This window comes from Paenibacillus sp. FSL M7-0896 (assembly GCF_037975415.1).
In the GTDB taxonomy this organism is placed as follows: domain Bacteria; phylum Bacillota; class Bacilli; order Paenibacillales; family Paenibacillaceae; genus Paenibacillus_AQ; species Paenibacillus_AQ silagei.
Window position 1 is genome coordinate 658,747 of sequence record NZ_CP150250.1, and the last position, 21,236, is coordinate 679,982.

The following is a 21,236-nucleotide window of genomic DNA, read 5'->3' on the forward strand; positions in this document are numbered from 1 at the left end:
GTAAGCCATGCTGGCTGCACGAACGGAGCAGTACATCATCTTCCGGCTGGTCCAGGAGAAGCTGGCCATCGATATCCGGGAGATTAACGAGATTATCAAGATGGAGCCTATCACAGCCGTGCCTAACAGCAAGTCTTTTATTAAGGGCGTGATTAATTTACGCGGCAAAATTATACCGGTGGTCAGTCTGTGCAGGCGGTTTGGCCTGGCAGAATCTATACCGGATACCCGGTCTAGGATCGTTGTGGTGCATTACCGGCAGGAGGCCATAGGGATTATGGTGGATTCTGTAGAAAAGGTGGCTTCCTTTCATGAGGTAGAGCCGCCTCTGGAATCGCATGAAGTGCAGGGCGTGCAGTACATGGACGGGATCGGCATGTGTGCCGGGGAGCTGATCAGCATTCTGAACATCGGGCGTCTGTTAAGTGACGGGTGAAGGGTGAAGGCCAACGCATGAAGGCGGGGAGGAGAACTGAGATGAACGAGTTTCATAATATGGTGTATTTGGGCGTTTTTCTGGATGAAATGGACGAGCAGCTGCGGTATTTGGATGAGGCCCTGCTCATGCTGGAGAGCAAAGGGTATCAGAATGACCTTATTCAGAGGCTCTTCCGGGTCGCACATACGCTCAAGGGCTCATCAGCAGTCATGGGCTTCAAGCAGCTTAACCGGCTGACGCATCAGATGGAAAGTGTGCTAGAGCTGCTCAGGGGCAGACAGCTGGACGTAACCTCCGAGTTATTGAACATTCTCTTTGATTGTGTAGATTTCATTAAGGAGCTTCGTCAATCCATTCTGAGCGGTGCGCTGGAGGAAGGGGACATCTCAGAGCTGTTGCGCCGGTTAAAAGAGTTGCGGAAGACAGCAGCCGAGTCTCCCGCTCCTGCTGCAGAGGGGCTTCCGCAGGGAGAAGCGGGGCCTGTGCCGGATATGATCTTCGATGATATCCGCAAAGAGCAGATCCAGGCAGCTATAGATCAAGGCTCTGCGGCAATGGCGGTTCATATTCAACTTGCTGCTGAGGAGCCGATGAAATATGTCCGCGCGAAGCTCGTAGAAGCCAAGCTGCGGGAAACGGGCGAGGTTATTGCCACCTTCCCCGAGCTGGAAGCCCTCGAGAGGGATGCGCAGTTCTCCGGTACTATTGCATATATTCTGCTTACGCAGCAGTCCCGGCAGGATATGATGGCCTGTCTGCAGGAAATCTCACAGATTGAAATTATACATACAGATCCTATTACGAAAGCAAACCTCGACACCTTCACCGAAGGAAAAGAGGCTCAGAAAAATAACGGCTATGCGGCCCAGACTGTCCGTGTGGATGTGGAGCGGCTGGAGGGACTGCTGAATCTGGTAGGAGAGCTGATTATAGATAATACCAGGCTGCACAGTGTCCGTTCCAGATTGAGTGAGCAGTTCAAGAACAACAGTGATGTTCATCTGCTTAATGATATCGCAGGACATTTGAATATGGTCATCAGCGATCTTCAGGAGGGGATGATGAAGACCCGGATGCTGCCGATGGAGCATCTGTTCGGCCGCTTCCCCAGGATGATCCGGGATTTGGCGCAGAAGTCGAACAAGGAGATCGAGTTCATCATTGAGGGCAATGAGACCGAGCTGGACCGCAGCCTCATTGAGGAGATCAGCGATCCTCTGATCCATATTCTGCGCAACGCCGTGGACCATGGGCTGGAGCTGCCGGAAGAACGTGCAGCTCTCTGCAAGCCGCGGAAAGGGACCATTACTCTGCGGGCAAGTCATCAAGGGAACATGATTGTCATTACGGTATCCGATGACGGCAGGGGCATTGATACCGGCAAGGTCAAAGAAGCCGCTGTGCGTAAAGGCTTCGTCACCACTGATGAAGTGAAGCGTATGACGGACAAAGAGCTGGTGATGCTCATTTTCCGCTCTGGCATCTCAACAGCCCGTACGGTCACAGATTTATCCGGCCGCGGAGTGGGCATGGATATTGTCAAAGCACATATAGAGAAATTAAATGGCATTATAGATATTGAGACGGTTCCTGATCAGGGGAGTATATTCACGATCAAGGTCCCGCTGACGCTTGCCATCATCCGTTCCCTGCTGGTTAAGCTGGGGAGCAGTACCTTTGCCATTCCGCTGATTAATGTCATTGAAATATTCAGAATGAAGGCGGAGGATATTGTTACCATTCAGGGGCGGGAGGTCTGCCAGTTCCGCGATCAGGTGCTTCCGCTTGTCCGTCTGCACCATATGCTGCAAGTGGAGGAAGGCGAGCATACGGTGAACGGCCGGCTGTTCGTTGTCATCGTCGGCTTCGCGGATAAGCGGGTCTGTCTGGTAGTAGATCAGACGATCGGCAACCAGGAGATTGTCATCAAGTCACTGGGAAGTTACATAGGCAACGTTTCTTATATCGCAGGCTCAACCATACTTGGCGACGGCCGAGTGGCCCATATCCTGGATATAGGCTCGATTGCAAGGGAAACAGGCTCGGCCCACGATGCACTGCTCCAAGAGAACACAGTTACGGCAGGGGATCAGGATAGTCAGAGCGAGAAATATATCACCTTCAAGCTGGAGAAGCTGGATTTCGGGATTCCGATCCGCCAAATGAAGGAGATTGTACCTGTTCCTGAGATTCATTCGCTGGTGTCTGCCCCGGCTCATGTCCTGGGAATGATCAATCTGCGCGGATTGCTGTTCCCGGTCTATGACATACGGCCCAAGCTCGAAATGGACAGCGGTGAACAGACGGCCGGCTCCCGGATTCTGATCTGCGAGGTATCCGGACAGGAGGTAGGGATATGGGTGGATCAGGTGTCAGCGGTGCAACTGCTCGCAAGGGAGCACATGGATGAGGCGCCGGATCACATTCTCCAGCATCCAGAGGTGCTGGATGCCGTCTATAAAGACAACCATCAGTTTATTCACTTGCTGAATTTGGAGAACCTGCTGGACCTGCACACCTGCTGCATTACCGGTCCCGTATCACATGACCGATCCCCGGAGTGATCTCGCTGAAGCCGGCCATGTGGCGGGACTGATAGGGAATCGGCCGGGCGCTGGCGGTCATGAGGATATTGCGCAGATCGGCGGTCCCTTCTGCCGGGAGGGCGAAGGTTCTGGTATATGGATATACTTCACGGAGTGTGGTATGAATAGCACTGATGAAGCGGTCATTGCCGCTGCGGCCCATCAGATTCATGATGATCTGGCCGTGTCCGTTCAGCTTGGCACGGGTTAGGCGGAAGAACTCCAGCGTGGTGAAATGAGGCGGCGTCCCGGCAGCGGTGAAGGCATCCAGCAGGATATAGTCATGGCCGCGTTCCGGCGCGGCTTCCAGCAGGCTGCGGCCGTCACCGATCAGGATGTTATCCTGCGTGTAGCCAAAGCGGGTTCTGCTGTATTCCACCACCTTCGCATTCACCTCAGCCACCGTAAAATGCTTCTCTGCGAAATAACCGGCAATCGTACCAATCCCGTGTCCGATCAGGAAGACACGCTCGAAATGCGGATTGCCCGCCTCCATCAGATGAATCATCGCCCGGGGATACTCGAAGATCACCCGGCGCGGATGGTCCAGATCCAGTGCGCCCTGAACAGCTTCCCCCGAGAATTGCAGTACCCGGAACCGTCCGGTCTCACCATATAGCTCGGTTGTATCGTAGACCTCGATGTCCTGAGAGTCGTGGTTAGGATGGGATGGTGCGTGCAAGCGGATCAGACTCCTTCTGCAGATGGGATTCGTTCGGTACAACCTTCATAGTAACATAAAGCAGCCGCAGGAAGGGCTTCCTGTGGCTGCTTGTATTTCTCAAAAGGGGCTTAAGCCCCCTTAATGAACCAAACTCTCCAGTTCGGGCTGGAGCTTGTGCCGCAGGGCGTACAGCATGGCGGCACCGACCAGGAAGGCAGCGGCATCGGCAATGACCAGCGACCACACCACTCCATGGAAGCCATTCGTCCGGTTGGCGAAGAAGAGCACAGGAATCAGTGTGACCCCTTGAATAATCGACATTACGAATGCGGCCGTTCCCTGCGCGGTAGCCTGGAAGATCCCCATGAATAAGGTGGTCAGCCCTGATATGAATAAGGACAAGAAGGTGACATGCAGAATGTAGCTGCCCATTTGAATCATTTGCGGATCTCTGGTGAACAGACCGATCAGATGGTCGGAGATCAGATAGACGACGATGCCGAATACGGCAGCCATGGCGGCCATCGCTTTTACCGTGAATCCGATGGTATGCTTCATGCGCAGCTTATCCGCTGTGAATGAGAAGGCAATGAGCGGCACGACTCCCTCGCACAAGCCCATCAGAATAAACTCGGGGAATTGCAGCAATCTTGAGGATATCCCGTAAGCGGCTACAGCCGCATCCCCATATTCGATCAGGAACAGATTGAAGATCAGCGACATGGCTCCCAGAAAGACACTCATGATGAAGACCGGAACGCCGATTTTGAACACATTGCTGAGAATATCCTTGGTGGCCTTGAACCATTTGAAGGAGACTGTGAGGAATTGGCTTTTGTAGCCCATATGGAAGGCATAGTAGGCACTCGCAACCATGTTGGCCACAACCGTTGCCGACGCTACGCCAATTACACCCCAGTGGAGCACGAAGATAACCAGTGCATCGAGCAGGATATTAACCACCACGCTGAGCATCATACCGATCATGGAGACGATAGCTGCACCCTCGGAGCGGACCATATTCTCCAGCGTAAAGAACAATACGACAAACGGCGCGCCAATCAGCATGACTGTGACATAATCCTTCGTGAATCCATAGGAATCCGGCGTTGCCCCCAGACTGTGCAGGATGGGGCCGATCAGCGGCAGGCCCACGGCCATCACGAGGAGGCCAAGCACGAGACTGCTGTAAAAGGCGAAGGAAGACACTTGCTTCACTTCGTCATATTTGTGCTCACCCAGCAGCCGCGAGATATATGTTCCGCTGCCTATGCCCACCAGATTGCCCAGCGCCATGATGATGGCGAACAGCGGCAGGGTCAAGGCGAGTGCGGTCAGCATGGCCGTATTGTGGAGAGTGCCCAGGAAATAGGCATTCAGAATCGAATAGATGACGTTCATGGATGTGCCTAACATCATGGGCACGGCGAAATGGGCGACGGCTTTGGTGATGGGTGCTTTTTCAAAATAATAAAGGTTTTCGGTATCCATTAGGGATCACTTCTTTCACTGATTTTTGTCAATCTAACGGCGTTAGATTGAATCTTACAGTGTTAGATGATATCATGAACCTAAGAGACTGTAAAGCATAAACTTACACTGTTAGATAAAAGGGCGGATAGCGATGAAAAAAGCACAACCTCAAATCTCGGAAGACCGGATTCTGGAAGCTTCATGGGAGCTTCTCAGGGAGGGGGGAATCGAAAAATTCAGTATGCGGCGTCTGGCTGACCGGCTGGGGATTCAGGCTCCCTCGCTGTATTGGTATTTCAAGAGCAAACAGAACCTCTACCAGCGGCTGGCCAACCACATCTCCAGAGTCATCCTGGAGGAGCACCGCCCGGAGGGCGACTGGAAGGAACAGCTGACAGAATTTGCGGTAACGGTACGGAGTGTACTCAGCCGGTATTCCTGCTCCACACAGCTTATGATGATGACACTGCCCCACGAGCCGGATATTATCCGGTTTAACAACCGGATGCTGCACTGCGTGGAATCCACGCCGCTTGAGGAGGCGCAGAAGGTGCAGGTGGTCACTACACTTGTGAACTTCGTGTTCTTCTTCGTGCTGGATGATTATGAGCATGAGCGTAATGTCTCCATGATGGCTAAGGAACAGCAGGAGCCTCCGGGCGAGGAACTGCTCCGCCTGATGGACTCCATGAACGAGAAGGAGGTTGGGTTATTCCGCAGGATGTTCAAGAATGGACTGTTCGAGCTGCTGGGGACCGATGGGGCTTTTGAATTCGGCCTGAGGCTGATTCTGCTTGGGACGGAGCAGGTGATTAAGGAGCATGAGCATGGAACACGGAAGAACACTTAACGACAAAATCAAACAATGATATAGATAACAAATAACATATTGCCAGCCCGGGTTGGAGGCTCCAAGGAGTCACCCTCATTCTACCGGTGAGATTCGTTTGAATTCATTCGGTGTTACACCGACAACCTTCTTGAACAGCTTGTTGAAATAAGCGGGATCGGGATAGCCGACTTCAACGCCGATTTCATGGATTTTGAGGTCCGGTGCATTCTTCAGCAGTTGCTTGGCCTTGCGGATACGGATTTCGATCATGTAATCGGTCAGCGTGAGGCCGGTTACCTGCTTGAACAGCTTGCTTAGATAGCTGGGTGTAAGATAGACCATCCCCGCCAGGGTATTCAGATCTGCGTGCTGGTTGTAGTGGGCCGAGATCCAGCGCTTGACCGTCTCAATAGCGGTGCCGGACAGCTCGAGACGCTGGGCGCGGATACTGATCAGGGCGGCTGAGAAGGAGGCTGCGAACAGCGTCTCCATATCTGCAAACCGCATACAGTCCGCAATCTGCTCTTCCAGACTCAGCGCAGCGCCCTTGCGGTAGACCGCCTCGAATTCCGGCAGCTCCTTGCGGGCCAGCGCTTCAATCTCCCGGCAAATGCCGGGAATCTGCGCGGGCGATACACGCTCTTCCGCAAGCCCCGAGAACAGCTGGTGCAGTCCTGCCTGGATGCCTTCGATATTCAGGATTTGCAAATCATGGACCAGCAGATCGCGGTAAGCGGCAACCGGCTCAGCCTTAGTCTTCTCCGGCAGCATCAGCTCGTCCACCGTAGCGTAATACAGCAGCCCGGATTGATACATTCCCTGATCACAGGCCATCCTGGCCTCCAGATAGGCATCCCCGAGCCGGGCAGCGTCCGCATAGGGGCGGCTGATCCCCACATGAAGGATATGCCCTGAGGCGGCAGTGTGCAGATGCTCCCGGATCTCCTGCAGCTGATCCGGTGTCAGCGGCTGCGCAGCGTACCAGACCCAGGCCTGGAGTCCCCGGCGCAGCTCCAGCACATCGAAGCACTCCGGCTTGTGCTGCCGCAGATGCTCTGCACAGGCCCGGACGGCTTCGGGCGAGTCTCCCTTAAGCAGCAGCACCGAGAAATAAGGTGCGGGCAAATGAAGGCTGGCGAGCAGCAGCCCCGGGGGCTCCGCCATATGCAGGATAGAGAGCAGCATTCCGGTGCGCTGCCGTTCCTCCTGCTCACGCAGCAGCGTGCGCTCCTTGTCCAGCTGGTACAAAATCTCGAACAGCTGCTCTTTATTGATCGGCTTCAGCAGATAATCGACCGCTGAGCTGCGGATTGCTTCGCGGGCATAATCAAATTCCACGAATCCGCTCATCAAGAGGGAACGGACCTGGGGGCGGCTGACTCTAAGCAGCCGGATCAGCTCCAGGCCCCCGGTCTGCGGCATGCGGATATCGGTAATTACAACATCGAACTGGAGGGAAGGCAGCTCATCCAGCAGATGCCTGCCGTCGGCATATGTACGGATGATATGAAATTCAGGGCTCTCCCTGCTGATCATCCGGGCCAGCCCCTCGCGGATCAGGACCTCATCATCTACGATTATTATACGCAGCAAGCCGCTCTCCCCTTTCCCCGAAATTGTGTGCTACAAGATCCCGTTTCCGGTTACTCTTCCTTATGCAGGCCGGGAAAAATCTCAATCCGCAGAATGACCCGCGTGCCCCGGCCGGCCTCGCTCTCCACGCGCAGTCCGAACGGGCTGCCATAATCCATGCGGAGCCGCTCGTTCACATTGCTGAGGCCAATGCCGAACCGCTCCCCGTCCGCTCCGCAGGCCAAGCTGTCGTTCAGCGTATGCAGCGTATGCTTATTCATGCCTACCCCATCATCCTCTACGCAAAATACAGCCTGATTCCCCTCGGCCCGGCCGGTGACTCGGATCGTGCCCGGACCTTCCTTGGGCTCCAGGCCGTGAAAGACGGCATTCTCCACAATCGGCTGGAAGACCAGCTTAATCACAGGCAAGGGCAGCAGGTTGTCCGGCACCTCAATCTCCAGGCTGAACTTGTCGGGGAAGCGGATCTGCAGCATATCCAGATAATTGCGTGTATGATCCAGCTCTTGCCGGATGGTTACTAGTTCTTCGCTGCGGACAACCCCGTACCGCATTTGTATGCCCAGCAGGTAAGTCAGCTTCGCCACGCGCGGATCATCGCTGCCCTCGGCCAGCATGCGGATGGATTCCAGGGTGTTGTAGATGAAATGCGGGTTGATCTGGTTCTGCAGGGTACGCATATCGGCTTTTTGCTTGCGCTTCTCCGTCAGTGTCACCTCCTCAAGCAGGCCTTTGACCCGGATGATCATGCGGTTAAAATGACTGCCCAGCATGCCGATCTCATCATTGAACCGGGGATTTACCCAGACATCCAGATTGCCGTGCTGCACCTGCTTCATCAGGCGGACCAGAGATTTCAGCGGCTTCGTCAGCGCGTGGGAGATGAAGGTGGCGACAATCAGGGCGAAGGCAATGATGACCAGCGTCGTAAGCATCTGAGCATTCCGGGTCTTCGCTACGGGAGAAAGAATCCTCTCCAGCGGAATGGACACCAGCGTGGTCCAGCCTGTTCTGCGCGATACGGTGTATACCGCAAGGTATTCCTTGCCCTCCAGCGAGAGCTGAAAATGCCCTTCGGGACCCTTCACCTTCTGCAGGAACTGGTCGGTGTAGTCCTCCAGCAGCCGGCTGCTGCCATCTGCCTGCGGGCTGGCATACATGACTCCGCCCCGGTCATCGACAATCATCGTGCTTCCCAGGGTAACGGCATTGACGGGATCGACGATGCCTTTGAACAGGCTGATGCTAATATCGAAGACAATGATGCCGATCTTCTGCAGGGAGCTGACCGAGCTGACATTCCGCAGAACGCTGAATACCTCGCGGCTGTCACCGGCATTCACACGGATCGTATGCCTGCCCTGAATCACGGGGGTTACCCCCTCCCGGGTCAGGCTCTGCCACTGCGCCAGCCGTTCAGCCGGGAACAGCTCGCTGATCCCCGAAGCCTTGTCATAGTAGACCGATCCGTATTTGTCCACCAGGTAGACGGCAACGATCTCTTCCTTCGTATGGCTCAAATAACTCAGGAACATCGACATACCGGTATTCTTGTCCCAGTCGGTATCCTGCTGCTCCAGATAGAACTGGACATCCGTGTTATATAGCGGAAGTGCGGTATAGCGCTTAAGGTCAGCCACATACCGGTCAATAGTGTCCGAGGCGCTGCCGGCCACCTGCCCGGCGCTTGAGGTAGCATTAACCAGTACGGAATGGAAGGTGGAGCGGGACGACAGGTAGCTGACATAGGTGATCGGCAAGGAGATCAGAAATATAAATACTACAATCAGCTTGCGCTCCATGGGCAGGTTGGCCAGAAACAGCCAAAGTGTCCGCGGAGATCTCCGGATATAGGATAACACGGTTGTTGTTCCTTTCCGTACAGCCCTACTTTACCGCGCCGCTCGTTACACCTTCAAAGATATAACGCTGCAGGAAGAAGTAGAGAATGACTGTGGGCAGCAGAATCAGCAGAATCGCCGCACAGATCAGATTCCACTCGCCGGAATTCACCCCCTGAAAACGCATGAGGATCGTCGTAACGACACCCAGACTTTGCTTGGGCATATAGAGGTATGGGATGTACATGTCATTATAAATGCTGATTGTTTTCAGGATAACCAGCGTAGCGGTAGCCGGTGTGAGCAGCGGGAAGATGATCGAACGGTAGATTTTGAACAGGGAAGCGCCTTCGACCATGGCATTCTCGTCGAGATCAAACGGAATATTGCGGATGAACTGCAGATAGAGAATAATTTGAATCACATCGGCCCCGATATAGAGCACAATGGGAGCGCCGAGTGTGTTGTAGAGACCCATGTTTTTGATGATGCCGAAGGTGGCGACCTGGGTAGTGATGCTCGGTATGATGGTGGCGATCAGATAAGCGCCGAACACGACTGGCTTCAGCTTGAAGGAGAACCGGCCGAGTACATATGCCACCATTGTGCCAAACAGAATGTTCAGGGTCAATGTAATTATAATGATAATGAGCACATTGCCGAAGCCGCTGAGCAGGCCGCCGCGCTGGAACACAGCAATGAAGTTGTCAAAGTTAAGGAAGCTGTGCGGCAGAGCCATGGAGCTGCTGCTGTTGAACTCGTCCGTGGATTTGAAGGCGTTGACGATGACGACATAGGGCGGGAACAATACCACGAATACCCCGATCAGCAGTGTGAAGTATTTGAACAGGTCTTTAGGACGGAATCTGAAGGGTTCCATGGCTATTTATCTCCTCCCCGGCTGAGAACAAGTTGTTGGACTAGCAGCACAATGACTACGAAGAAGAGCAGGATGATGCTCATTGCCGAAGCCAGGCCGTAGTTATTGAAGGCAAATGCCGTATCGACCACACGCTGTACATAGGTCTGGCTGGCGCCTGCAGGGCCGCCTTTGGTCAGCACGAACGGCAGATCGAACACTTCAAGCGCACCAGTAACGGTCAGGAACAGATTGAGCTGAATGACGGCTTTCATATTCGGCAGGGTAATTCTCCAGAGCGTCTGCAGAGAGCCGGCTCCGTCAATCTTGGCCGCTTCGTAGATATCGCGCGGGATGGCTTGCAGCGAGGCGATGTAGATGACCATATTGTAGCCCATGAACCGCCAGAAGCCGGTGGAGGCGAGCGAATAGTTCACCAGTCCTTCGGTGCCGAGCCAGCTGGTCTGTCCCAGGCCGCTCAGGCCGATGCTGTTCAGGAATAAGTTCAGCGAGCCGTTAGTCGTGTCGAACACATATCCGAACATGAAGGCGACGGCCACACCGTTCATAATGTAAGGCAGGAAGAGCAGGATGCGAAAAGCATTTCGGCCCCGCAGCCTGCTGTTCAGGACCACCGCGAAATAGATCGCTGCGAGATTCTGCAGAATACCCATGACGAAATAAGCGAAGTTATGGGTGAATACTTTGAAAATATCGGGCGTACTGAATACCTCACGGTAATTGGCGAGGCCGACCCAAGGCTTCTCGGGGCTGTAGCCGTCCCAGTTCGTGAAGCTGTAATAGATCAGCTTGAGCGCCGGATAATATGTGAAAGTGCCAAGGAGGATCAGCGGAATCAGCAGGAAGGAGACAATGATAATCGTCTTCTGCTTGTTGTAGGATAGGGTTCCGAACAATAGGTTGACCTTCTTTCATGTGAGCTCGGCGGGATTGACGACAAAATGGATTATCCGGGAAGGCGATAATCCATTTGTACGTCAGAGGGTACGTCCGGCTGCCTGTGGAAGCAGGGTGAATTGTTTTAGTAGCCGAGGTCTTTCTTGGCCTTGGCCCAGGCTTTGTTCCATTTGTCGAAGACCGTCTGCGGGTCCTTGGCCAGGACGAATTCCTGGGCCATAGCCGGCAGGTCAAGCTGCGCCTTGTTGGTGATTTCTGTAACCTGGGCGTTGTCTACCGTGCCTTCCTGCAGTACTACGCCGGTGGACTGGAATTCCTTAAGCTGGGTCAGCTTGGATTCCCTGCCCTTAAGCGGAGAGATGAAGCCGGCGAAATCCTCATACCCGGAATCTTCAATCATCCATTTGACGAACGCTTTGGCGGCATCGACATTCTTGCTGTTCTTGGCTACGGCATAAAAGAAGTCAGGACTGAGCGGAGCCGTCAATGTACCTGAGTTGTCATAGGGAAGCGGGAAGAAGCCTACGTTGTCGGAGGTGGTTCCGGCGCCGATCACCTGATTGATGACCCAGTTGCCCAGGAAGTACATAGCGAACTTGCCGGAGGCGATATCCTTCTTCGATTGCTCCCAGTTGGTGGAGTTGATGTCTTTCTCCAGATAGCCCTTCTCATTCAGCTCTCTGAGCAGGCTGAGCGATTTGCCGTATCCGTTGTCCATGGTGAACGGTGCATCCTCTGTCAGCTTCTGGTTAGGAAAGTCAGGGTTGCCGGCAATAACGCGGGGGACTGCGTATACCCAGTCGTTAAGCGGCCATTTGTCCTTGAAGTTGGAGGCGAGCGGTACCACGCCTTTGGCTTTGAGCTTCTCGCAGGCAGCCAGGAATTCATCCCAGGTCTTCGGAACCTCTGTAATTCCGGCATCGGAGAATGCCTTCTTGTTGTATACAATACCGGAGGTGGAGTTCCCGGTAGTGATTCCGTAGAGCTGGCCGTCAAAGGCCTTGAAGTCTTTGAAGGTGAGCTGGTCGTTCAGTCCCAGATCATCCAGCGGGGCGAAATATTTCGGCAGGTCGGAGTTGGGAATATTGGGAACGAACATGACGTCAGGCAGCTCGCCGCTGGCCATGCGGACCTTGGCTTGCTGGTTGTAGTCCGTCTGGGAGGCTTCAAATTCTACTTTGATATTGGGATATTTCTCATTAAAGCGTTTCACATATTCGTCATACTCTTTGCCGATCATGTCGGTTCTGTTGGTCAGGAAGATGATCTTGCCGCTGATGTCGGCTCCGCCCGGGGCTGCCGGCTCCGCGGTTGCAGCCGCTGCATCTCCGCCGGTGCTCTCCGGAGCGGCGGTGGCTGCTGCCGGTTCATCTGTGGCTTTTGCGGCATTGCCTTTATTGTTGGAGCCGCAGCCGGTCAGGGATAAAGAGAAAATCATGATAATAACGAAAAATAACGATAATAACTTATTCCTCATTGTTTTGTCCCCTTTTCGTTAAAATGTTAGCGTTTACATCAATATTATAGCGCTAATTTATTGATGTAGAAATGTATTCAATTATTATTTATTGTCTTTATTTGTTCTGTTTCTCCGATTATAATTAAGTTATTGCTAACAATAAAATAACAAAATACAATGATGGCAGCTAAAACAAAACTTTTAGGAGGATTTATGAATCAACAGCAAAAGAACTTGAACCACTGGGAATTCAGAGCCTGCGGAGATGAAGAATGGCTTACGGCTGTTGTACCGGGAACGGTGCATACGGATCTGCTGCGCAATGGCGTTATCGATCAGCCCTTCTATGGAACGAATGAACATGAGCTGCAATGGATTGATAAAAAGGACTGGGAATACAGAACCGGATTTGTATTAGAAGAGATATGGCAGACGCTGGCGGTTACGGAGCTGGTGTTCGCCGGGCTGGATACGTATGCCGATGTGTATGTGAACGGCGTTCACGCCTTGTCCGCAGATAATATGTTCCTGTCCTGGACCGTGAATGTGAAGGGGCTGCTGCGGGCGGGTGAGAATGAGATCCGCATCGTCTTCCGCTCGGTGGTGACCGAGGATCTGCCAAAGCTGGCGGCACTGGGCTACAATCTGCCTGCGCCGAATGACCAGTCTGAGTTAGGTGGTCTTCAAGAGCAGCGGATCAGCGTATTTGCCCGCAAAGCGCCGTATCACTACGGCTGGGACTGGGGTCCCCGATTCCTGACCAGCGGGATCTGGCGGGAAGCTGTGCTGACAGGCCGTAACGTTGCGGCGATTGAGGATTTGTACATTCGCCAGCATGCGGTGAATGAGCAGGAGGCCCGGCTGACAGCCGTGATTGAAGCGGACGCACCGGAAACGTGGAGCGGGATGCTGCGGTTAAGTGCCGAAGGGCAGGAATGGATGAAGGCGGTTACGCTCACTCCGGGCAAGCAGACGCTAGAGCTTGAGCTGGTGATTGACCGCCCGCGCCTGTGGTGGTGCAACGGCCTGGGCACGCCGGAGCTGTACCTTTTCCGTGCAGAGCTGCTGCAAGGAGCGGAGGCTGTAGCAGTATCGGAGGTAACGACGGGGCTTCGGGACATTAAGCTGGTGCGTAAGCCGGATGCGCAGGGGGCGTCGTTCCATTTTGAGCTGAATGGGGTGCCGGTCTTCGCCAAGGGTGCCAATCATATTCCGAACGACAGCTTCATTACGGAGGTTACGGAAGAACGTTACCGCCATGAGATTGCCACGGCCGTGGAATCCAATATGAATATGCTGCGGGTGTGGGGCGGCGGCTTCTATGAAGAAGAAGTGTTCTACCGGCTGTGTGATGAATACGGGCTGCTGGTCTGGCAGGACTTCATGTTCGCCTGCAGCATGTATCCGGGCGATGAGGCGTTCCTGAATAATGTCCGCGCAGAAGCGGTATATAATGTCCGCAGATTGCGTAACCACCCTTGTATCGCGCTCTGGTGCGGGAACAATGAGATTGACTCGGCCTGGTCGCAGCATGAGGAGTACATGGGCTGGGGCTGGAAGGAGAAGCTGAATGCTGAGATTCGCCAGAGCTTATGGACTGCCTATGAGGAAATCTTCCACCGGATTCTGCCGGAAGCTGTGGCCGCGAACCATCCGGGTATGGATTACTGGCCGTCCTCGCCGCTGCGCGAACTCACAGGTGGTCAGGATCAGCATGCCACGCGGATTATGGGTGACGGAGATATCCACTACTGGGGCGTCTGGCACGCCAAGGAGCCGTTCGAGAACTATAATCTCAAGGTAGGCCGCTTCATGAGCGAATACGGCTTCCAGTCCTTCCCGGAGCTGAAGTCGGTGCTGAGCTATGCAGAGGAAGAGGAGCTGGCGCTGGAATCGAAGGTCATGCTGGCCCATCAGAAGAATGGAGCGGGCAATCAGCTGATTAAGGAGTATATGGATATGTATCTGCCGCAGCCGAAGGATTTCCGGGGCTTCCTGTACATGAGCCAGGTGCTTCAGGCCGAGGCGATCCGCATGGCTATGGAGAGTCACCGCCGTAACAAGCCTTATTGCATGGGCACGCTGTACTGGCAGATGAATGACTGTTGGCCGGTAGCCTCCTGGGCGGGCATGGATTATTACGGGCGCTGGAAGGCGCTGCAATATACGGTGCGCCGCAGCTTCCAAGAGGTGCTGCTGTCTGTAGACAGCACGGATGGGGAGAGCGTCAAGGTCTATGGGGTGTCTGACCGGCGGGAGGCATTGGACGCAGAGCTGGTTCTGCGGCTGCATGATATCAGCGGCCTATTGCTGCGCGAATGGTCACAGCCGGTAACCCTTGCTGCGGATTCATCGGCTGTGGTCTTCACACTGCCGCTGGCCGAAGTGTTAGAGGGCCGTGAACCGGCCAGTGTGCTGCTGGCGGCTTCGCTCCTGGAGAGTGGGCAGGCGGTGGAGCAGGGGCCGGGGACAAGGCAAGTGCTGGAGCCGGAGACAAGACAGGTATTGGAGTCTGAGACACGGAAAGTGCTGGAGCGCAAGGAGCATTACTTCGCCCGGGCGAAGGATATTCCGCTGAGCAAGCCGGTCATCACGGTGACAGAGGCACCGGGAAGCGGCGGTCAGAGCTTCACGCTAAGCAGCGATGTGCTGGCGCGGGGCGTGCACCTGACGGTGGAAGAAGAGGGTATCTTCTCGGATAATTACTTCGATCTGCTGCCGGGTGAGCCGAAGACGGTGGAGTTCTCGATTCGGGGCGGGAGCAGCGGCGGAGGGGCAGACTTCACCCCTGCCGCGCCGACAGGACTCGTAGTCCGCTCGATGGCGGATTATATCTAATCACGAACTCTCACGCAGATGAGGATACTTCCGTAACCGTGGACTTGCCTGCAACTGTGATTCCGCCGCAACTGTGATTCTGCCGCAACTGTGATTCCGCCGCAACTGTGATTCCGTCGCAGCGGGGATCCCGCAGTAGCATGAATTCACCTCTGGAGTCGTGGCTCCCCTGACCCACAGCCGGTTTGCGGACTGACATGACCTTATTTGCTCATAAACTAACCTGATTTCTGTTCTTGCGGACTCAGAAGACTTTATTGTCTTCCGGGCTGGCCGTTTCAAGGCGAAATCGCACGAATAGGGGCCACTGAGTCCGGATGACAGGGCCAAAGCGGCTATTTATGCGGAATAGCGGATTCTCAGTCCGCATTGGCAGCATGATTCGGTATATGGGCATCATGTTTCGGTATAATCCAACAAAGAGCGGTCCCCCGTCATCGGAGGATCGCTTTTTGTTGAATACGGCCGCTTTCAGGCCGGTTCGATGAACATCTCACCCAGGATCTGCCCGGTGCGATATGCATGCTCGGGAAGCGCAGCGGCGGTGAAGGCCGCCACATCCTCTGGCTTGATATCGTACATGGCTTCAATTTCTCTGGAGAAGAGAAGTTGTCCTTCCGCAAGCAGCTCAGGCATAGCCGGGAGAGCAGCAGGAGCAAGCGGCTCAGGAATAAGCTGCTGCAAGGCATCTACGTAGTTTTGCAGCGTACGGGACCCGACGAGCTTGATGCCTTGGTTCTCTTCATTGACCATGACAAGGGTCGGGAAGCCGCGTACGCCGAGCTGGGCCACCTTCTGGAAATCTTCCTCCAGCAGCTCCTGTGCCGCTTCCAGTCCTGCGGCCTGAACGATGTCATCACCGGGTAATCCCAGACTATTCACAATATCCGCGAGGACCTCGTCTTCTCCGATATTCCGGTTGAAGACGAAGACGGCTTCTCTGGCGCTCCGCAAGTAGGCCAGTTCCTTCCCCGGATGTCTCTGCTGGATCACCTTGAATACTCTGGAGGGCGGATAAGAGGACATGACCGGATTGTTCAGCCATAGGGTGCCGTCAATGGGCATGCGGTAATGCGCTCCGACTTCCTTCCAGTGACCCGCTACATCGGCTGGCTGCTGTATTCCATTTGCCTTGTCAGCGAAGCCATTCCAGCCGGCTAATAATCCGCCCATCAGAGGCTGTAAATCAAAGTACTTTCCATATTGTTGCATAAACCGGTTCAGGGTAGGCTCGATGGCCCAGCAGTGTGAACAGATCGGATCAGTCGCATAATAGAGAGTAACTTTGGGCTGCTGCTGCGGATTGAAATCTATAATTTGTGTATGCTCCTCGTCGCTTACCCCGCATACACCTGTCTTCAGATCACAGATCATAGGATTTGTATTCATAATAAGGGGTTACCTCCTCCGTTTCTACTTGTAGTATGATTATAATATCTGGCATCAGATTAACAAGTACTATTGTTTTTAATACCTGGTATATAAAATATACTAATGGAGGGATCACCTATGAATTATGAGGCTGACTTAACGCAGATGTGCCCAGCCACCTTTGCCTTTCATGTCATCGGCGGGAAGTGGAATCTGCCCATCCTCGCTTTACTGAGCGAAGAGGGGCCGATCCGGTATAACGAACTAAAAAGAAGGCTGAACGGCATCACCGGAACAACGCTAACGAACTGTCTCAAGGATCTTATCGACTACGGGATTATCCACCGTGAGCAATATCCTGAGGTGCCTCCGCGCGTCGAGTATTCCCTTACCCCCTCCGGGCAGGAATTGGTTCCGTTAATTGAAGAGATCGTGGCTTGGGGAGCGAATAACATTCATGCCTTAGGCGGACAGAAGGTATAGGATTTTTTTCCCGGTGAATCCGTTCCCTCCGGTTGACTTGCGTATGACCCGCCCCTATGATGATAAATAATATGTAACATTAACGCTCGCATAAAGCTCGCACACAGAGGAGAGAAACAGCATGGCTATGGAGATTGAACGCAAATTCCTGCTGCCGGAATACCCGGAGCGGCTGATTGAAGAAGGACAGCTGAAGGTGCTGACCCGTCACAGTATTGACCAGACGTATCTTGCGATTGAGGACGGGCAGGAGCTGCGGGTGCGGAAGATCACGGATCTGGACACAGGCGAGGTTACTTACACGCACACGTTCAAGGATGGCAAGGGCATCAGCCGCCAGGAGATTGAATATTTCATTTCCGCAGGCTTGTATAACCAGATGATTGAGGCTGTGAAGGCGATCCCGCTGGTCAAAACCCGCATTACAGGCGTATGGAACGGTACAACGGTGGAGATTGATCTCTATACCCAGCTGGAGCTTACCGTGCTTGAGGTTGAGTTCGATTCGCTGGAGGAGGCGGAAGGCTTTATAGCCCCGGAATGGTTCGGCCTGGATGTCAGCACAGAGAAGAAGTACAGCAACAAAACCGTCTGGAAAGAGCTTCAGGGCAAATAGCCCCGGTGAGCCTTAATCTTATAGAATCAGCGGACTTTAACGCGTAAACGTGGTACTATGTACAGTAAATAAAGAGGGGTTCAGGAGGATGAGACGGGTATGGAGTATATAAGCACAAGAGGCAAGGTAGCGGCCAGAGGCTTTATTGATACGGTTCTGATGGGGCTGGCGGATGACGGCGGGTTGATGGTGCCGGCTGAGATTCCGGTGATTTCCCCGGAGAAGCTGGAGGAATGGAGAAGCCTGAGCTTTCAGGAGCTGTTCCTTGAGATTTTCTCCTACTACACCAATGACGAAATTCCTTATGAAGATCTGCGCTCGATGGTCTACACCAGCTATGGCAGCTTCCGCGCTCCGGAAGTCACCCCGCTGCATCGGGTAAACGATTCTCTATACGTGCTGGAGCTGTTCCACGGGCCGACGTTTGCCTTCAAGGATGTGGCGCTGCAGTTCATGGGCGAGCTGTATTCCTACATTGCCAAGGTGCGGGGCGAGATTATCCATATTCTCGGGGCTACCTCCGGCGATACCGGAGCGGCTGCGATTCAGGGTGTGCGCGGCAAGGAAGGCATCAAGATCTGTATCCTTCATCCGCACGGCAAGGTCAGCAAGGTGCAGGAGCTACAGATGACTACCGTAGATGACAGCAATGTGCTGAACCTGTCCGTAGAGGGTAACTTCGACGACTGCCAGAAGATTATCAAGGAACTGTTCGCCGATCTCGACTTCAAGGGACGGTATCACCTGCGGGCGATTAACTCCATTAACTTCGTGCGCATTCTGGCGCAGACGGTCTATTATTTCCATGCTTATCTGCAGCTTCCGGGAAGCGATCAGAAGAAGGTCAATATCAGCGTGCCTTCGGGTAACTTCGGCAATATTTTCTCAGGCTACCTGGCGCAGCGAATGGGCCTGCCGATCCACAAGCTGATCATCGCCACCAATGAGAATAACATCCTCGAACGGTTCGTGGTCACCGGCGAATACAAACCAGGCAGCTTCACGGGCACCTACAGCCCGTCGATGGATATCCAGGTGGCGAGCAACTTCGAACGCTATCTGTATTATCTGCTGGACGAGGATGCGGATAAGCTGTCCGGGTACATGGCAGCCTTGCAGAGCGAGGGCGCGATTAAGGTGGACGGCGAGCTGCTGGCCCGGGTACAGGCGGATTTCTCCGCGCTGGGCGTGAAGAATGCACAGTGTCTGGAGATCATCAGCAAGTACCAGCAGGAATCCGGCTATCTGCTCGACCCGCATACGGCGTGCGGCGTAGCGGCCTACGAAAAGTTCAGCGCGCCTGATGAAGTTAGCATTGCTTACGCTACAGCGCATCCGGCCAAGTTCGACGAGGCGATTGCCTTGACCGGCATCAAGCAGGAGTTCCCGGCTCAGATCTCGGCCCTGTTCGAGCAGCCGCAGCATCAGGTCGTGGTCGATCATGATAAGGCGGAGATCGTGCGCCAGCTTGTAGCTTTTTACGGGTAAAATAGGTGCGTGTCCAGTGGGGCCCGCGCAGGATGAAGACAGCCCCCGCCGGGATAAGCGGGGGCTGTTTGCTGTCGCTCGAAATGTGGGACACTGGATAGTACATGTACCTAACTGCCCAGTGCTAACTGCCAACTGCCCAATGCCCTACTGCCAACTGCCCAGTGCTAACTGCCATTGCGCGCTGCTCACCGCTACTGCGCCTAACCTGCCTCCGCCAGTCGGGTGATTGCATTATGTACAATAGAAAGTCCCCAAAACACCTCTAAAATCAATTCTGTTGTATTTGATACAGCAGATTTATGGGGGGAGGCCTGCTACAGGCGCAAACTCCAAATTCTGTTGTACGAAATACAGCAGAATGGCAAAATGGGAGCTTTACACCGGATTCTATTGTACGAAGTACAATTGCAGGCTGGGTTGTGGGAAATGCAAGGCTAAGTTGGAGTGAATGTCTCTGTGTGGGATGCAAGGTAAGTTAGAGTAGAGTGGATCTGTGTGGGATGCAAGGTAGGTTAGAGTGGAGTGGCTCTGTGTGAGATAATGCATGGCCCCCAGAGGTAAAGGCTGGACGAATGGCCCCATGCTCTGATGGGCGGTGTTGCCGAATGAAGGTGAATCCTGTGCCTATTCTCAGGTGCTTTTTTTCACAATCGAAATCTAGCGGAATTTGTCGGAAATTACGGTATATAAGTGGACATACCTATCATGGAATGAGAAAATAGCAGTTATAGCTTATATATTTAAAAAAGGACGGGATCATTCATGACTATTCGTTTCGGGGTTGTAGGGACTAACTGGATTACAGACCGCTTTGTGCAGGCGGGACTTGAGAATGAGGAGTTTCTGCTCACGGCCGTGTATTCCCGCACAGAGGAGAAGGGACAGGCTTTTGCCGCCAAGTATGCCGGGGCTTCGATCTATACGGATCTGGAGGCGATGGTATCAAGCGCAGAGGTGGACGCGGTCTATATCGCCAGCCCCAACTCGATGCATGCGGAGCATTCATTGATCTGTCTGAACCACGGCAAGCATGTGATCTGTGAGAAGCCGGCGGCCTCCAACAGCCGGGAGCTGAAGGCGATGATTGAAGCAGCGCGCAGCAATGATGTGCTGTTCATGGAAGCGATGAAATCCACGTTCATGCCGAATTTTGGCGTGATCCGGGATAACTTATATAAGCTGGGTCAAGTCCGGCGCTACTTCGCAGGTTATTGTCAATACTCTTCGAGATATGATGCTTACCGGCAGGGGACGGTGCTGAACGCGTTCAATCCTGAATATTCCAACGGCTCTCTGATGGATCTGGGGATCTATTGCTTATATCCGATGGTGGCGTTGTTCGGCAAGCCGGATTCGGTCAAGGCCGTTGGGCTGATGCTCGCTTCAGGGGTGGACGGGGAAGGCAGTATGGTCATGCGTTACCCGGACATGGACGCGGTGGTTATGCATTCCAAGATTGCCGATTCCTATCTGCCTGCTGAGATTCAGGGCGAGAATGGAACGATGGTGATCGACAAGATTAACCAGCCCTATCAGGTCAAAATCCACTACCGCGACGGAACCGTCGAGGAGCTTACGCTCCCGCAGGTGTATGAGGCGATGTACTATGAGATTGAGGAGTTCATTCATCTGCTGAAGAGCGGGCAGCGGGAGAGCGCGACCAACAGCCACGCCAATTCCCTGGCGGTGGCAGAGCTGATGGAAGAGGCGAGAGCCCAGATTGGCCTGCGGTATGCTTCGGATCTCTAACGTAACGGGCAGCCTGGCCTGCATT

Annotated in this window: 16 protein-coding genes; 8 read left to right on the forward strand and 8 right to left on the reverse strand. The window is 53.9% G+C overall.

The window, feature by feature from the left end; translation table 11 throughout:
- Positions 1–7: 7 nt before the first annotated feature.
- Together MKY12_RS02755 and MKY12_RS02760 are read left to right on the forward strand one after the other, a co-directional pair.
- On the forward strand, positions 8–436 hold the full coding sequence (locus tag MKY12_RS02755; protein WP_339253701.1) for a chemotaxis protein CheW: 429 nt from the start codon (positions 8–10) through the stop codon (positions 434–436).
- Between the two features lie 41 nt (positions 437–477).
- Positions 478–3,003: a chemotaxis protein CheW gene (locus tag MKY12_RS02760; RefSeq protein WP_339253703.1), complete on the forward strand. Its 2,526-nt coding sequence runs from the start codon at positions 478–480 to the stop codon at positions 3,001–3,003.
- Here the strand turns inward: MKY12_RS02760 and MKY12_RS02765 are convergent.
- Complete coding sequence (locus MKY12_RS02765; RefSeq protein ID WP_339253705.1) at positions 2,966–3,706, reverse strand: fused MFS/spermidine synthase; 741 nt, start codon at positions 3,704–3,706, stop codon at positions 2,966–2,968. The two genes, MKY12_RS02760 and MKY12_RS02765, sit on opposite strands and share 38 nt — an antisense overlap.
- Before the next feature lie 120 nt (positions 3,707–3,826).
- Complete coding sequence (locus MKY12_RS02770) at positions 3,827–5,179, reverse strand: MATE family efflux transporter (RefSeq protein WP_036731234.1); 1,353 nt, start codon at positions 5,177–5,179, stop codon at positions 3,827–3,829.
- A 133-nt stretch (positions 5,180–5,312) separates the two neighbouring features.
- Between MKY12_RS02770 and MKY12_RS02775 the strand changes: the two genes are divergently transcribed.
- Positions 5,313–6,011, forward strand: a complete 699-nt coding sequence (locus MKY12_RS02775; RefSeq protein WP_339253707.1) for a TetR/AcrR family transcriptional regulator C-terminal domain-containing protein — start codon at positions 5,313–5,315, stop codon at positions 6,009–6,011.
- 75 nt (positions 6,012–6,086) lie between these two features.
- Here MKY12_RS02775 and MKY12_RS02780 read toward each other — a convergent pair whose 3' ends face one another.
- From MKY12_RS02780 to MKY12_RS02800, 5 genes are all read right to left on the reverse strand, one after another.
- A complete protein-coding gene (locus MKY12_RS02780) occupies positions 6,087–7,586 on the reverse strand; it encodes a response regulator (protein WP_339312832.1) in 1,500 nt (499 codons plus the stop codon).
- Between the two features lie 50 nt (positions 7,587–7,636).
- Positions 7,637–9,388, reverse strand: a complete 1,752-nt coding sequence (locus MKY12_RS02785) for a sensor histidine kinase (RefSeq protein ID WP_339253711.1) — start codon at positions 9,386–9,388, stop codon at positions 7,637–7,639.
- A gap of 85 nt (positions 9,389–9,473) precedes the next feature.
- Positions 9,474–10,307, reverse strand: a complete 834-nt coding sequence (locus MKY12_RS02790; RefSeq protein WP_339253713.1) for a carbohydrate ABC transporter permease — start codon at positions 10,305–10,307, stop codon at positions 9,474–9,476.
- Positions 10,308–10,309: 2 nt separating this feature from the next.
- On the reverse strand, positions 10,310–11,203 hold the full coding sequence (locus MKY12_RS02795) for a sugar ABC transporter permease (RefSeq protein ID WP_339253715.1): 894 nt from the start codon (positions 11,201–11,203) through the stop codon (positions 10,310–10,312).
- 125 nt (positions 11,204–11,328) lie between these two features.
- Entirely contained in the window at positions 11,329–12,681 is a 1,353-nt protein-coding gene (locus MKY12_RS02800) for an extracellular solute-binding protein (RefSeq protein ID WP_339253717.1), read from the reverse strand.
- 195 nt (positions 12,682–12,876) lie between these two features.
- Here MKY12_RS02800 and MKY12_RS02805 point away from each other — a divergent pair, with 195 nt between their 5' ends.
- The gene (locus MKY12_RS02805; protein ID WP_339253719.1) at positions 12,877–15,501 is read left to right on the forward strand and encodes a glycoside hydrolase family 2 protein; all 2,625 of its coding nucleotides are present in this window, start codon (positions 12,877–12,879) and stop codon (positions 15,499–15,501) included.
- 471 nt (positions 15,502–15,972) lie between these two features.
- Here MKY12_RS02805 and MKY12_RS02810 read toward each other — a convergent pair whose 3' ends face one another.
- Positions 15,973–16,890, reverse strand: a complete 918-nt coding sequence (locus tag MKY12_RS02810; protein ID WP_339253723.1) for a DsbA family protein — start codon at positions 16,888–16,890, stop codon at positions 15,973–15,975.
- Positions 16,891–17,010: 120 nt separating this feature from the next.
- Here MKY12_RS02810 and MKY12_RS02815 point away from each other — a divergent pair, with 120 nt between their 5' ends.
- The 4 genes from MKY12_RS02815 to MKY12_RS02830 all read left to right on the forward strand — a co-directional run bounded on the left by MKY12_RS02815 (position 17,011) and on the right by MKY12_RS02830 (position 21,211).
- Positions 17,011–17,355: a helix-turn-helix domain-containing protein gene (locus MKY12_RS02815; RefSeq protein WP_339253725.1), complete on the forward strand. Its 345-nt coding sequence runs from the start codon at positions 17,011–17,013 to the stop codon at positions 17,353–17,355.
- A 121-nt stretch (positions 17,356–17,476) separates the two neighbouring features.
- Complete coding sequence (locus tag MKY12_RS02820) at positions 17,477–17,971, forward strand: CYTH domain-containing protein (protein WP_339253727.1); 495 nt, start codon at positions 17,477–17,479, stop codon at positions 17,969–17,971.
- 99 nt (positions 17,972–18,070) lie between these two features.
- Positions 18,071–19,459 (forward strand): threonine synthase, encoded by a 1,389-nt coding sequence (gene thrC / locus MKY12_RS02825; protein WP_339253729.1) that lies wholly within the window; start codon positions 18,071–18,073, stop codon positions 19,457–19,459.
- Positions 19,460–20,224: 765 nt separating this feature from the next.
- Positions 20,225–21,211 carry a Gfo/Idh/MocA family oxidoreductase gene (locus tag MKY12_RS02830; RefSeq protein ID WP_036731252.1) on the forward strand — a complete coding sequence of 329 codons (987 nt, stop codon included), beginning with the start codon at positions 20,225–20,227 and terminating at the stop codon, positions 21,209–21,211.
- The last annotated feature ends 25 nt before the right edge of the window (positions 21,212–21,236 follow it).